Here is a 13714-nt window from a genome sequence, read left to right as displayed (position 1 = left end):
GGCTGCCTGTTGCGTAGGTGGTGCGGTGCGGGCGGGTCCTCGTGACGGGGACCCGCCCGCACCGCGTTTCAAGCGTCAAGCGCCTCGGCTGCGCCATCGGGTCGGCTCGGCTGCGCCATCGCCGCTTGCCTTCGGCTTCGCGGGGGTTCCTAGCGGCGCAGGCCTGTGAATTGGCGGCGGAGCATTGCTGCGCCGATCAGCAGGAAGAACAGAAGCACTACGAGCGTGCTGGTTGTTCCGCCTGATGAGCTCGACAGGGTCACGTCCACGTTGCCCACCAGGGTGATGCCGCACTCCGCGCGCACCTTGTGGCGGCCTGGCTCGATGTTCGCGAACCGCACCGGTGACTTGAACTCGCCGTTCTCGTCGGCGATTGCCTTGCCGACGTCCTGGCCGAGAGATTTCAGCGTCACGTTCGCGCCCTTGGGACAGCCCGTGCCACTGGCAGTCAGGTCGTCGCCGGGCTGGATGTTGTCCTTGTCGAGGATGAGGACGCCGTCACCTGGGTCGGATGACGACGGGGTGTCCGAGGACGGCGGGGGCGTGTCCGTTGTGGTCGTGGTTGTCGTCGTGGTCGTGGTGACCGGCGGAGTCGTGGTGGTCGTGGTCGGGCGCGGGCGCGTGGTGACCGGTGGGTTCGTCACCGGGGGATTGGTGACGGGCGGCTGTGTGGTGGGCGGTGTGGTCGTCGTCGTAGTCGTCGGGATGCGGACCGTGAACGTGTTCGACGCCGACGTCGTGGCTCCGCACGAGGTTGGTTGAACCGTCACACGGTGGCCACCTGCAGCGGCGGCCGCCGGAACTGTTGCCGAACCGGAACCGGTTCCGTTGGTGCTACCGAAGCCGTTGCCCAATACCGTCTTGCCGTCCCACAGGAAGCGTACGGTCGGAAACTCGCACGTTCGGGGGAAGTAGACCCCGGACCAGTTGAGCTTGAAGGCCGTTCCAGGGGCGCCGACGTTCGGGCTCAGCGTGAGCGCCGGGGGCTGCTGGGCTGCTGCCGGTGTGGCGCTCAGCACCGTAACACCGGCCGCTAAAGCCACGAGTAAGCCTAAAGACCGCATTCCCTCTCCCCGGGATCAGAACCGAAGGTGCGCTAGTGAGACGTCGCTTGACCGGTGCAGGTTTACTGCTGTGGTGCGGAATTATGCTGCTGCCGTCAACGGCGTCCGCACAGGACGGGTCTGTTCTGCTCGAGGCCGATGTGGACGGTAGGCCGGTTGGAGTAGGGACCCTGGTGTTGAACCCTGCGGATACTGCGCGGGTGTCCATCACGGTGCGCAACAACACGAACACCGTGCAGCGCGTCAAGACTGTGCGGATCAGTGGGACGGCGTTGGCGTTGACCTTCTTCACCTACGACACAACGGTTCCGTTCGACGTGCCGCCGCAGTCGTCGGAGACTCGGTCGTTCCCGCTCGAACCGACGGATTTGGGGTCGCAGGCCATTGGTCTCCTTCCGGTCACGGTTGAGGCGATCGACGTGCAGCGGGAGACCATTGCCTCGGTTGAGACGACCGGGGACGTCAAGGGGTCGTTGTGGTCGGTTTACGGCGCGTTCGGGTTGGGTGTGCTGGTGTTGACCGGGCTGTCGTGGGCTGGGGCGTTGATCGCGCTGGCGCGACGGCGGCTGCCGCACAACCGGTGGCAGCGGGCCATGCGGTTCTTGCCGGCCGGGATTGGGACCGGGCTCGTTGCGGTGATCACGTTGTCGGTGTTGCGGTTGGTGGCGCCGTCGCCCACGGCGGAGATTCCGTTCATCGTCGGGGCGGCTGCTGCTGCGTTGCTGCTTGGCTATGTGACGCCTCATCCTGGTGAGCAACTGCCACCGTCCGAAATGGATACCGTGAGGATTCAACGGTGACTTTGTCCAGTGTGGTCGCCGCGCTGCCGCAGTACTCGGTCGGCGAACAGATCGGCGAGGGTGGGATGGGCGTCGTCTACGGCGGCGTGCATCGGCAGCTCGGGCGGCCGGTGGCGATCAAGCGGTTGCCGCACGCGGTCGCGGAAGACCCGCGGATGAGTGAGAGGTTTGAGCACGAGGCGCGGTTGCTGGCGCGGCTCGACCACCCGCACATCGTGCCGGTTTACGACTACGTGCGGCAGCAGGGTGAGCACCTGCTGGTGATGGAACGGCTCGACGGTGGCACGGTGTGGTCGCGGTTCGCTTCGGACGGGCTGACGGCGCAGCAGTCGTGTGCGCTGGTGCTGGCGACGTTGTCCGGGTTGCACGCGGCGCACGAGGCTGGGGTGCTGCACCTCGACGTCAAGCCGAAGAACTTGTTGTTCACGTCCAATGGGGTCGTGAAGGTGGCGGACTTCGGCATCTCGCAGGTGGTGTCGGAGGGTGCGACGCTGGTGACGCACGGCGGTGCTGTGCTCGGCACGCCTGCGTACATCGCGCCGGAGCAGGCGATGGGCAACGCGCTCACGCCCGCCGCGGACGTCTACGCGACCGGCACGGTGTTGTACGAGCTGTTGAGCGGGGATCTGCCGTTCGAACGTGGTGGCGGGCCGCTCGCGATGATCCAGAAGCGGGTCTACCAGGACCCGCGGCCGCTGCAGAACGTGCCGGAACCCCTTGCGGGCGTGGTGATGCGCAGCATCGCGCGGGATCCGGACGCGCGGTACCGCAACGCCGAGACGTTCGCGATCGACCTGGCTGGTGCGGCGGGGCACCTGTTCGGGCCGGACTGGTTGACGCGCATGGGGATTCCGGTGCACCTCGCGCCGCAGGTGTCGGCGTCGTCCACGCGACCGTCGTTGCGGCCGGTCGGGCGGGACACGGTTTCGCTTGCGCAGCAACCGATTCGGGCCACGCTGGTGGACCCGGTGCCGGCCGCGCGGCTCAGTGGCAGCAGCACGCTCGTGCCGGCCGCTCAGGTGATCAAGCCGCCGTCGACGCCGTGGGCGCTGTGGCTGGTGGCCGCCATCGCGTTGCTTGCCCTGGTCGTGGTGCCGTTCCTGGCCACCGGCCGGGAGCTCCCCGAAATCAGCACGAACCTGGCGAATCCCGTGGTGGAGCAGGGAAACCAGCTCGTCGTGAATCTGGCGGGGATCGAGCTCGCGAACGTCCAACGCGGAGCGGAGGGCTTCGTGCTGCCCGGCGCCACGCGGTGGATCGTGGGTGGGGCCGTGACAGCGTCCATCGACGGGCGTGAGCTGCTGCTGGTCTCCAACCAGACGCCGTGGCTGAGCATCATGGGCACCGGGTCGGCGCTGTTGCTGCTCTTCACGTTGGCCTACCTGGAGTCGAACCTGCGGGCGTTGCGCAAGCGGCAGACCGGGGTGGCCGCGGTGATCGCGTCGGTGCCGCTCGGGTTCGGGCTCGGCCTGGCCGTGTGGCTGCTGGTTTCGGTGCTGAAGACGAACGAGCCGACGCTCTCCATCGCGTTGACGTGCGGTGTGCTCGGGGCGGCGGCGGCCATCAGCGCGTCGATCGCGTCTAAGCGCGCCTGACCGCAAAGTCGAACAGGTCTGCCAGCTCCTTCGCGTACGCGGCGACGTCGGTGCCCGGCCGGGCCATGAGCTCGGCCGGCGTGGCCTCCATCGCGGCCATCACCGACACGGCCATCACGCGCGGTGCGAACTCGCGGAACTCGTCGCACTCCTGGCCCTCGCGGAACATCTCTTCGAGTTCGGTCAGGGCGTTGGCGTTCTGCTCCTCCGACCACGTCCGCGCCGCCTCGGCATCGCGCGCGGCGGCGGCGATCTGGCTGATCGCGATCAGCTCGGTGGGGTGTTCGGCGCAGTAGTGCACGAAGCCCTCGATCAGGCCGCGCAACGCGATGCGGTAGCTCTCGGAGCCCTCGGTGCGGGCGGTCAGCGCCGCGTCCATCGAGTTGTGCACGGTGAGCATGACCTGCTTCATCAACTCCTCGCGCTTGGCGAAGTGGTACGTGATGAGCCCCGGGCTGATGCCCGCACGCCGCGCGATCTGCACGAACGACGCTTTCGCGTACCCGATCTCGGCGATCGTCTCGATCGTCGCGGCGACGATCTGCCCGCGCCGGGCGTCCTCGATGAAGCTGCGCTTCTGGTCGCCCGACCGATTTTCTGGTTGCATGACTAGTAGCCTAGTTGAGTAACTAGTCAGGGGGAACGATGATCAGTCGAAAGGTGTTCTTGAAGGCTGTTGCCGGTGCGGCCGCGCTCGCGGCGGTGGGAGGCAGGGCATCAGCCGCGATGCCGAAGCTGCGCGGGGGCGTTTGCTACGACACGGGGGTGTTGCACGCGGCGGGAGATCCCCTCAGCCGGGTCCGGTGGAGCCGCGGGCAGCTGGAACGTGAGCTCGGGATGATCGCGAACGAGCTGCGCTGCCCGTCCATCACCACGCTCGGCACCGACCTCGGCCGGCTCGCCGAGACGACGGACGTGGCGCTCCGCCGCGGCATGGAGGTGTTCGTGCAGCCCCGCCTCTACGATCACCCGCAGGACGAGATCCTGGAGCACATGGCGGAGGCCGCCCGCGCGGCCGAGCGCAGGCGGACCGGCGACAACGTCAAGTTCGTCACCGGCTGCGAGCACTTCCTGTTCACGCCGGGCATCATCCCCGGCGCGAACTTCCTGGAGCGGATCGAGAACATCGAGTCGATTCCGGACTCCGAGTGGCCCGCGATCATCCGGCGGTTCCGCCAGTTCATGGCGCGGGCCGTCGAGGTCACGCGCCGCGAGTTCCACGGCCGGATCACCTACGGCTCGGCCGCCGGCGCCGACGCGGTGTGGAACGACTGGTCGCTGTTCGACATCGTCGGGCTCGACTACTACCCGTACTTCGAGACCGATGCCGAGTACACAACTGACCTCGGCCAGTACCGGCGCTGGAACAAGCCGATCATGATCCTGGAGTTCGGCTGCTGCACCTTCACGGGCGCGGCGAAGCTCGGCGGCATGGGCTGGGGCATCGTCGACTACGGGGCCGATCCGCCCGTGATCAAGCCCGGTTACACGCGCGACGAACGCGAGCAGGCCGACCACATCGCCCGCATGCTCCGGGTGTTCGGCGCGGAGCAGTTGGCGGGTGCGCACCTGTACTCGGTCATCTCACCGGACTCGCCGCACCACCCGACGTGCCGCGATCGCGACTACGACATGGCCTCGTACAGTTTGTTCCGCACGATCCGTGCGCGGTTCGACGACGACAACTCGCCGTACCGGCTGGAGCCCAAGCAGTCGTACCACGCGTTCCGGAAGCACAACCGCTAGTCGGCGGAGACCGTTCGCTGCTTCGGGAACGACGCCGACACCAGGAAGCCGCCTTCCTCGGTCGGTCCCGCGGAGAACTGGCCGCCCAGCAACGTGGCCCGTTCCCGCAGCCCGACGAGGCCGTGCCCGCCGCTCGGGAGTGAGGACGACGGGCTGGACGGCGGCGTGTTGCGCACCTCGACCAGGACGTCGCCGGCGCTGTCGTCCGCGTCGATGAGCACCGTCGCGCTCGACCCGACGGCGTGCTTGCGGATGTTGGTCAGGGCCTCCTGCACCGTCCGGTACACCGCGCCGGACACCGGTGCGGCGAGGTCCTGCACCGCGCCCTTGAGCTGCACGGACACCTCGAAACCGGCATCGGCGGCGAGCTCGGCCAGCTCGTCGACGCCCGGCTGCGGGGTGTCCTCTGGGGCGCGCAGGACGGACACGAGCTGACGGAGCTCGTCCAGCGTTCTGGTCGAGAGAGTGCGGATGGTGCCCGCGACCTGCTTGTGCTCGGCGTCGGCCACGGCCATGCGCAGCGCGCCCGCCTGCATCGCGATGAGGCTGACCTGGTGGGACACCACATCGTGCATCTCGCGGGCGAGCTTTGCCCGTTCGTCCGCTCTGATGGCGTGCGCGTGCAGCACGCGTTCTCTCTCGCGCGACTCGGCGAGCTCGGTGATGCGGGCAGACAGCTCCTGCCGGGCGTGCGCGAGCAGGGCGATCGCGATCGGCAGGCCCACCACGAGGAAGCCGTAGATCGCCGAGTGGAAGTGGCCGGAGAGCGGGGTCTTGGTGAACTCCGACGGCGGCCAGGTCATGAAGCGGCACGACCACACGAGCACCCCGGCCACGACGGTCTGCCAGCCGGTCACGTAGCGGCGCGCCACCGTGTAGAGGGCGATCATCGCGGCCATCTGCGCCCAGCCGGTGAAGAAGCCGGGCACGGTCAGCACGAGGACCAGGAACGGGAAGCGGCGGCGCATCAGCAGCGCGGCGACCGCGATCCAGTTGAACACCTCCTGGTAGACCTGGACGGCGGGGAAGTCAGGGTCCGGCGGCAGTGCCTTGATCCACTGCGACTTCAGCCAGACGTCGAGCAGCGCGACGAGAACCATCGCCAGGTCGATGAGGAGCTGGCGCGGGTCGCCGCGCAGAGACCAGCGCGAGCCGGCCTCGGCGTTCTGCGTGCGCCTGGCCGGAAGCAGCGTGGCGGTCAGGATCCGACCTCCCTTGTGAGCCTTCCGGCCATCACCGTACTGCGCGTATGTCGCGGTTGGCATAACTGCTGCCCCTTCGCCCCGACCTGCCCCGTCACACAGTGCAGACAGTCGACAACGCGGTTTCGTACGCCGTGGCGCTCACAAATGTGCTACCGCACACGCACCGGGCGTGTGCGGTAGCCGAGAGAGGTGGCTACGGGCACTCCTTCCAGGCGAAGTGGTACGTCGTCTCGAGGTTGCCGTCGGTCGAGTCCATCGTCATGAAGCTCGTGGTCGTGGCGGTGTTGGAGGTGCCGCCGTAGACCCGGAGCTCCGTGTTGATGTTGAAGTTCCGCTTCTCGCCGCACGGGGCGTAGACGATCGCGGCGACCTCGGTGGTGTCGGTGGCCTGCCAGTCGTCGCTGACGGGTCCGTTGTACCGGTGCGAGATCTGCTCCGTCTGGGACATGCCCTGGAAGTAGTAGTTGGCCTTCTCGATGGCGTACGCACCGCGCTCCAGATGAGCGAAGCCTCTGTAGTCGGCTTGAGCGACGCCGTAGGTGAAGCCCTGCGGCACGTTGACCCGCAGGTTGAGCTGGCAGTTCTTGCGCAGGTCGGTGGGCTTGGCGCCGACGCCGACCTGGGCCAGGTAGTCGCTGTAGGTGACCGTGAAGGCCTTGTTGTCCTCGGAGACAGCGACGGCCGCCGTGCCCGCGGGACAGCCCGAGCCGTTGATCGTGACGATGTCGATCGTGATGTGGTCGGGCGGCGGCGTCTCGTTCGGTGCGCCGGGCGGGATGATGATGGTCGAGGCCAGCAGGGCAGCGGCAACCGCGTTGAGCATGGTGGACACCTTTCCAACGCAACTCGCAGGGGGGTGGCGGCGGTTGAGATGGCGGCGGCGGCCTTTGTTGAATATCAGCAGCGCTTCCACGAGAAGTGGTGCAGGGTACGCACTTCTCCGCGCGTGTAGTCCATCGTCATGAAACTGTTTGTATTGGCATCCGAGCTACCCTTGTCAACGCGCAGCGCGCTGTTGACGTTGAGATTGCGCTTCTCTCCGCACGGTGCCCAAACGATCTCCGAGAACTCGGTGCGGTGCGTGATCGACCAGTTGTCGTCGAACGGCCCGTTGAAGGAGTGCTTCCACGTGGTGGTGGCCGATTGACCTTGGAAGTAGTAACTCACCCACTGGTGCCCGGTGGCGCCGCGGCCGAGGTTCCCGTAACCGGCGTAGTTCGCTTCCGCGATGCCGTAGGTGAAGCCCTGCGGCACGTTGATCTGCAGGTTGAGCTGGCAGTTCTTCCGGAAGTCGGTCGCACCGGCGCCCTTGCCCGCCTGGGCGAGGTAGTCGCTGTAGATCACCCAGAACGAAGTGTTGTCGGGTGACACGATCACTTCTGCGGTGCCTTGCTTGCACCCGGAACCGTTCACCGTCACCACGTCGACCGTCACCCGCTCCGAAGGAATCGCGTCGGCGTGCGCAGGTGTGGACGACAATGTGAACAGCACGGCCAGAGCGGCTGCTGCCGTCGCTTTACGCATGAAGTTGGCCTTTCCTGGTGCCTCTTTCTCAGCGTGGAGCGGCAGCGGTGCCGCGAAGGTTAGCGCAGACCCTCTACCAATGGTGTGATCCAAATGGCCCAGGTCACACTGATGGAGCAGTTCGTGAAGAATTGCCAAAAACAGGTGCCGCCCTGGTGCTGAGAGACCGAATAGTTTCCGGCATACTGACGCGCATGTCGCAAGCTGGGCTGGTGCTCGTGGTCGAGGACGAGGACCCCGTGCGGAGGTACACCGTCAGCCTGCTCGAGGAGCTCGGTTTCACGGTCCTGCAGGCCAGCGACGGCACCGAGGCGATCGCGATCGTGCGCGAACGCAGCGCGGAGATCAGCGCGATGCTGCTCGACCACAGCATGCCCGGCCTGTCCGGCGGGGAGGTGCTGGCCGAGCTGGCGCGCGAGGGACTGCAGGTGCCCGTCGTGCTGACCAGCGGCCACGACCGAACATCGCTGGAGCGCCGGTTCGCCGGCTACGACGTCGCGGGCTACCTGCAGAAGCCGTTCCGCATCGAGAAGCTCGACGAGACCGTGCGCGCCGCGGTGGCGCGGCGCGCACAAGCCTCCTGACGATGATCAGTCGATGTCGGTCATGCCGTTCCAGCCGACGCCGATGACGGTGCCCGTGCCGGCGAACGGTGCGCCGGCACGGCCGGTGTGCGCGTAGAACCTCAGCTCACCGGTGGCGGTCTGGCGGGTGATCAGATCCGCTCGGTGGTCGTTGTTGAAGTCGCCGACCAGCAGGGCGTTCATGCCGCCGAAGCCGGAGCCCACGTCGGTGCCGGTGCCGTTGATGGGCGCGCCGACGTTGCCGGTGTGGGCGAAGAGCCTCAGCTCTCCGTCGCGGGCCCGGCGGGTGAGCAGGTCGGGCTTGCCGTCGAGGGTGAGGTCGACGGCGTTGATCGCGTCCATGCCGCCGAAGCCGGTCCCGATGACCGAGCCGGTGCCGTTGAGCGGGGCGCCGACGTTGCCGGTGTGGGCGAAGAGCCGCAGTTCGCCGTTGCTGGCTCGGCGGGTGACCAGGTCGGGCTTCCCGTCCAGGGTCATGTCGACGGCGTTGATCGCGTCCATGCCGCCGAAACCGACCCCGATGACATCACCGGTGCCGTTGAACGGTGCGGCGGGGTTGCCGGTGTGGGCGAAGAGAGTCAGCTCGCCGTTGCTCGCCCGCCTGGTGACCAGGTCGGGCTTCCCGTCCAGCGTGAAGTCGGCGATCACCATGGAGTTGGCGAAGTTGAACCCCGCGCCGACGCGGTAGGGCGGCTTGAAGCCCGGTGCGCCGGTGCCGGGGTAGAGCAGGAGCTCTCCCGCCCGGTTCCGCGCCAGGACGTCGTTCTTGCCGTCGAGATCGAGGTCGCCCAACGTGCCCGTGGGCGTCCACAGCTCCGGTACCTGGGCGGCCGAGACCACGGTGGCGGCCACGTTGTCGCCGAGGGTGAGTCCGTCGAGGTCGCCGTCGAAGCGGTAGTGCACGCCTAGATAGAGCCGGCTCAACGCGTTCTCTCTCGCGGCAGCGGTGAAGGAGCTGAACGTGCGGCGCTTCACGGTGCCGTCCGGCTCGGTGGCCGCGTGCGGGTCCTCGGTGGTGGCCTCGAACGGCCCGCCCGGGATCTCGTCGCTGCCGAAGTACCGCTTCATCACCCCGGCCCAGGCCCCGCCGAAGGTGGCGTGCCCGGACACCCAGGCCGAGAAGCACGGGGTGACCGGGTTGCCGTCGCGGTCGGCCGACAGCGGCAGCCAGTTGGCGCCGGGGTAGTTGTGGTTGACGCCGTCGACCGGTCGCCACAGGTCGATCGGGGTCTGGAACTTGGTGTCCCACGCCGCGATGGAGGCGTCGGCGAGCGCGACGGCCACCCAGGTGAACAGCTTGATCTTCTCGTCCTGGTTGAGCGCCTGCCGCTCCGCGATGATCCGGGTGTGCTCCAGCAGCTGGCCCGGCGGCTTGTAGGTGCGGTCCAGGTCGTTGGCCCAGAACCAGGCGATCTCGGTCTGCTCCTGGTTGCGCACGACGCCGGGGCCGTCTTTCCCGCCGAACTGGAACACCTCGGTGACCTGGGTGTTGTACTCGGTGCTGCTCAGCAGCTGACCGTAGTTGGTGGCGTTGGAGGGTGCCGGCGGCCGGAACTGCGACCCGGACGAGAGCACGAACGGCCGGACCTTGCCCCAGTTCGGGGTGCCCGTGTCGGCCGCGCTGGCGCAGGACCCGCCGGTCGGCCGCCATGCTCCCGGCATGTTGCCGGCCGGTACATAAGGTGTGCGGTCGTTCCAGCCGTCGTTGGCCCGCGCGGCCACTTCGGCCTCGGCCTTCTGCCGGCCGAACGTGGTGGAGGCGTCGTTGCCGCTGGAACCGGCGTGCGTCAGTGCCTCGTCGTACTTGGCCGCGAAGTCGAGCGTGACGCCCGGGTAGTCGTTCCGGTTGAAGACCCGGATCAGCACGTTGTAGGCCGCCGCGGCCATCGCGGCACTGCGGTTGGGCGCCTGCGGGACGTTGGCGGCCTGCATCGCCCGGAACGTCATCGCGGAACCCCTGGCCAGCGGGCCCGGTGCACCCCCGGCCTGCCGGAAGGTGTCCAGCACGACCCCGTTCCAGAACACCACCTGGTCGACTGCGGCAGCGGCGCCGACGGCCGGCACCACCCCGGCCGCGGCCATCAGCAAGCTCGCCGCAACCGCGGCTGATCTTCGGCCGAATTTGAGCACAGACAAGCGAATCTCCCCCTCAGAGATCGAACTACCCCGCCACTCCCCAGCGAGGTCCCCGAACCCGATCCAACAAGGGGGTTGTGTTGTCCGACAGGTCCGAATGCATCAGTACAACGAGCGTCAGGCCTTGAAGGGGTCCGCAAGTGCGTCCCGGACGCGTTCCAGGAGTTCGCTCTCCACGTACGGCTTGGTGATCAGCACTTCGTCGTCGAGGACCTCGTCTGTCGTGTAGCCGGACATGTAGATGACGGCGGGCGCGGCGCCGGTCGAGCGCAGCAGCCGGACCAGTTCGGGCCCGCCCATCTTCGGCATCACGACGTCGGTGAGCACGAGGTCGATCGTGCTGCGGTGGGCCGTCGCGAGCTGCAGCGCCTCCTGGCCGTCGCTCGCCTCGATCACCGAGTAACCGGCGGCCTCCAGCGAGCGGCGGGTCATGATCCGCACCTGCGCGTCGTCCTCCACCACGAGCACCGTGCCCGCTCCTTGGTGCGTGGTGGCGCGGCGCGCGCACGGTGCTTCAGGCGTGCCATCGCGTTCGTGCGGGACCGGCAGGTAGACCTCGACGGTCGTGCCCTTGCCCGGTGCGCTGATCAGCTCGATCTGGCCGCCGGACTGCTGCACGATGCCGAACACCGTGCTCAGGCCGAGGCCGGTGCCCTTGCCGACCGGTTTGGTGGTGAAGTACGGCTCGAACACCTGCGCCTGCACGTCCGGTGCCATGCCGGCGCCGGTGTCCTGGACGCGCAGCACGACGTACTCGCCCGGCCGGACGCCGACGATCCGGCCGGTGTCGCCGTGGCCGAGCGTGGTGTCCGCGACGGAGATCGTGAGCGTGCCGCCGTCAGGCATCGCGTCGCGGGAGTTGACCGCGAGGTTGAACAGGATCTGTTCGACCTGGCCCGCGTCCGCCCACACGCGGGCGATGCGGTCCGGCAGTTCGAGCTCCAGCTCGATGTGGTCGCCGACGAGCGTGCGCAGCATCGAGTGGATCTTGGTGAGGTTGTGCTTCAGGTCGAGCGACTCCGGGTGCAGGACCTGCTGACGGGTGAACGCGAGCAGCTGCCGGGTGAGGTTCGCGGCCCGTTCGCCGGCGTGCCTGATGTCCTCGATCGCAGTGCGGCGCGGGTCGTCCTGAAGCGTGCGCCGCAGCAGCATCTCGCTGTTGCCGTTCACGACGGTGAGGATGTTGTTGAAGTCGTGCGCGATGCCACCGGTCAACCGGCCGATGGCCTCCATCTTCTGTGCGTGCCGCAGTTGGGCTTCGGTCTCGCCGACGCGTTCTTCGAGCCGTGCGCGCGCGTCCTTCAGTTCCTGCATCAGCCGGATGCCGCGGAGTGCGCTGCTGAGCTGCTGCTGCACGGCCTCGTAGATCCAGCCGGGTTCCGGGCCCTGCTCGAAGATCGCGTAGCCGAGGTGGTCTTCGTCGGTGTAGAGCGGCACGCACATCGCGCTGAACGGCTGCGGCCTCTTGAAGGGGTACGGCGTCAGGTTGATGGCGGGGAACGGGGCGGTCGGGTGTTCCTTTAGCTCGTTGCCCTCGTACCGCACGAGCGCGCGCGCCGTACCCGCGTTGTCGTACGCCATGACGTGACAGCCAGGGATGCCTAGGCGGGGGAGTTCTTCGGTGAGGGCGTTCGTCAGCTCGTCGACGTCGCGCGACGCGATGAGCCGTTGTCCTGCTTCGCGCACCGTCTGGTCGTGGCGTTCGTGCGAGAGGTACTTGAACCGTGCGTCCGTGGCGAACGCATCGCCGACAAGGAGTTGCACGCGCAGCCACAGGTCGTTGATGAGCGTGGCGTCGCTGATCCGTGCCGTCACGAACCGATGGAGGTCGAACAGCGGTGGCCACCAGCGTTCAGGTTCGCATCCGGCGCGCGCGCTCGCCCGGATGTACTCGGCGAGCAGCCGGAGGAACTCGGCCCCTTCGACCTCTCCTCTGCCGGCCGCCATGAGCTCGACGATCAGCTGCTCTGCCCAGCCGTCCGGGAGCCTGGCCTGCAACGGGCCGAGCGAGCTGCGCAGGTGGTCGGCCACCGTGGCGGCCGTCGCCGACTCGGAGATGTTGAGCCGGCCGTGCGCGGGAGCGTGGTCGCCGAGACCGGACGGCAGACAGCCGCACGACCTCCGGACGATCAACTCGGTCGACATGGTCTGCATCGGGAGCGTGGGCCGGCCCTGGACGAGCGCCATCGCCAGTTCCGCGGCCCGGTACCCCATCTCGTGGAACGGCGCCCTGACCGTGGTGAACGCGGGCGTCGCCGCGTCGATGTTCACCTCGCGACGCACCCGGTCCGGCGGCCCATCGCCCGTGGCCGTCACGTAGCCGAGATCGTGCGTGCGGACGTTGGTGTGGTTGTCGTACCCGACGACCGCGACGTCTTCTGGCGTGCGGAACCCCAACTCCTCCAACGCGGACACGACGCCGATGGCGTAGTCGTCGTTCGCCGCGGCGATGGCGTCCGGCGGCTCGTCGAGGCCGGCGATCATCTTTCTGATCGCCTCGGCCGCGCCGCTCGGTTCCCAGATGAACGAGCCGGGCATGGTGATCAGCTCGGGGTTGAACGGAATCCCGTGCTTGCTCAACGAGTCCGCGTACCCCTGGTACCGCTCCTGCGCGCCCGCATGCGTTTGCGGTCCTCTCACGAACGCGATCCTGCGCTTGCCGTGCACCTCGATGAGGTGGTCAACGGCCTGTTCCATGCCGTCCCGGTTGTCCATCAGAACGGTCGGCCACTGCGCGAGGGAGGTCTCCACACTCACCATCGGCATCGGCGCGTACCGCTTCACGAACTCCTGCATGCCCGCGGACCCGACGAGCTGCCCCACGCGCGTAGTCCACACAACGAGCGCATCGATCCGATTGGGCGAAATCAGGTCGTAAACGGTGTTGGCCCGCCGCTTGTGCGCGTCCGGGTGGTCCAATTCGCTGCCGACGAAACAAAGCAGGTCACACCCGAGGTGCAAGGCGCCGTCACTGACACCGCGCCACTGCTCGCCCGCGAGCTCGATGAGCGGGCCAGCGGTGATCATCCCGATGGTGGGACGTCGCTTCGCACTGCCGTT

At 67.9% G+C, this 13714-nt stretch carries 12 protein-coding genes; 5 read left to right on the top strand and 7 right to left on the bottom strand.

The window, feature by feature from the left end:
• Positions 1-149 precede the first annotated feature (149 nt).
• The gene (locus DI276_RS09475; RefSeq protein ID WP_112263324.1) at positions 150-413 is read right to left on the bottom strand and encodes a hypothetical protein; all 264 of its coding nucleotides are present in this window, start codon (positions 411-413) and stop codon (positions 150-152) included.
• Between the two features lie 73 nt (positions 414-486).
• Here DI276_RS09475 and DI276_RS49815 point away from each other — a divergent pair, with 73 nt between their 5' ends.
• The 3 genes from DI276_RS49815 (at position 487) to DI276_RS09460 (ending at position 3459) form a co-directional block, all read left to right on the top strand.
• Positions 487-762 (top strand): hypothetical protein, encoded by a 276-nt coding sequence (locus DI276_RS49815; protein WP_157984601.1) that lies wholly within the window; start codon positions 487-489, stop codon positions 760-762.
• 502 nt (positions 763-1264) lie between these two features.
• Positions 1265-1864, top strand: a complete 600-nt coding sequence (locus DI276_RS09465; protein ID WP_112262906.1) for a hypothetical protein — start codon at positions 1265-1267, stop codon at positions 1862-1864.
• A complete protein-coding gene (locus DI276_RS09460) occupies positions 1861-3459 on the top strand; it encodes a serine/threonine-protein kinase (RefSeq protein ID WP_232836544.1) in 1599 nt (532 codons plus the stop codon). Before DI276_RS09465 ends, DI276_RS09460 begins: the two co-directional genes overlap by 4 nt.
• Here the strand turns inward: DI276_RS09460 and DI276_RS09455 are convergent.
• A complete protein-coding gene (locus DI276_RS09455; protein ID WP_112262905.1) occupies positions 3446-4066 on the bottom strand; it encodes a TetR/AcrR family transcriptional regulator in 621 nt (206 codons plus the stop codon). The two genes, DI276_RS09460 and DI276_RS09455, sit on opposite strands and share 14 nt — an antisense overlap.
• A 38-nt stretch (positions 4067-4104) precedes the next feature.
• On the opposite strand from DI276_RS09455, the gene DI276_RS09450 reads away from it, so the two are divergent.
• Positions 4105-5205, top strand: coding sequence for an abortive phage infection protein (locus DI276_RS09450; protein WP_112262904.1), 1101 nt, complete (start codon positions 4105-4107; stop codon positions 5203-5205).
• Here DI276_RS09450 and DI276_RS09445 read toward each other — a convergent pair.
• The 3 genes from DI276_RS09445 to DI276_RS09435 all read right to left on the bottom strand — a co-directional run bounded on the left by DI276_RS09445 (position 5202) and on the right by DI276_RS09435 (position 8027).
• Positions 5202-6470, bottom strand: coding sequence for a sensor histidine kinase (locus DI276_RS09445; RefSeq protein WP_112262903.1), 1269 nt, complete (start codon positions 6468-6470; stop codon positions 5202-5204). The genes DI276_RS09450 and DI276_RS09445 overlap by 4 nt on opposite strands.
• Before the next feature lie 133 nt (positions 6471-6603).
• Entirely contained in the window at positions 6604-7233 is a 630-nt protein-coding gene (locus tag DI276_RS09440; protein ID WP_112262902.1) for a DUF4360 domain-containing protein, read from the bottom strand.
• A gap of 74 nt (positions 7234-7307) precedes the next feature.
• A complete protein-coding gene (locus tag DI276_RS09435; RefSeq protein WP_232836543.1) occupies positions 7308-8027 on the bottom strand; it encodes a DUF4360 domain-containing protein in 720 nt (239 codons plus the stop codon).
• Between the two features lie 101 nt (positions 8028-8128).
• Here DI276_RS09435 and DI276_RS09430 point away from each other — a divergent pair, with 101 nt between their 5' ends.
• Positions 8129-8518: a response regulator gene (locus tag DI276_RS09430; protein ID WP_112262900.1), complete on the top strand. Its 390-nt coding sequence runs from the start codon at positions 8129-8131 to the stop codon at positions 8516-8518.
• Positions 8519-8524: 6 nt separating this feature from the next.
• Here DI276_RS09430 and DI276_RS09425 read toward each other — a convergent pair whose 3' ends face one another.
• Together DI276_RS09425 and DI276_RS09420 are read right to left on the bottom strand one after the other, a co-directional pair.
• Positions 8525-10648, bottom strand: coding sequence for an FG-GAP-like repeat-containing protein (locus tag DI276_RS09425; protein ID WP_232836590.1), 2124 nt, complete (start codon positions 10646-10648; stop codon positions 8525-8527).
• A gap of 123 nt (positions 10649-10771) precedes the next feature.
• Positions 10772-13681 carry a substrate-binding domain-containing protein gene (locus DI276_RS09420; RefSeq protein ID WP_157984599.1) on the bottom strand — a complete coding sequence of 970 codons (2910 nt, stop codon included), beginning with the start codon at positions 13679-13681 and terminating at the stop codon, positions 10772-10774.
• Between the last annotated feature and the right edge of the window lie 33 nt (positions 13682-13714).

Source organism: Lentzea terrae (genome assembly GCF_003265345.1).
Lineage (GTDB): Bacteria > Actinomycetota > Actinomycetes > Mycobacteriales > Pseudonocardiaceae > Lentzea > Lentzea terrae.
The sequence above is the reverse complement of the archived record's forward strand: the minus strand, read 5'-3'. Positions and strand labels throughout refer to the sequence as shown.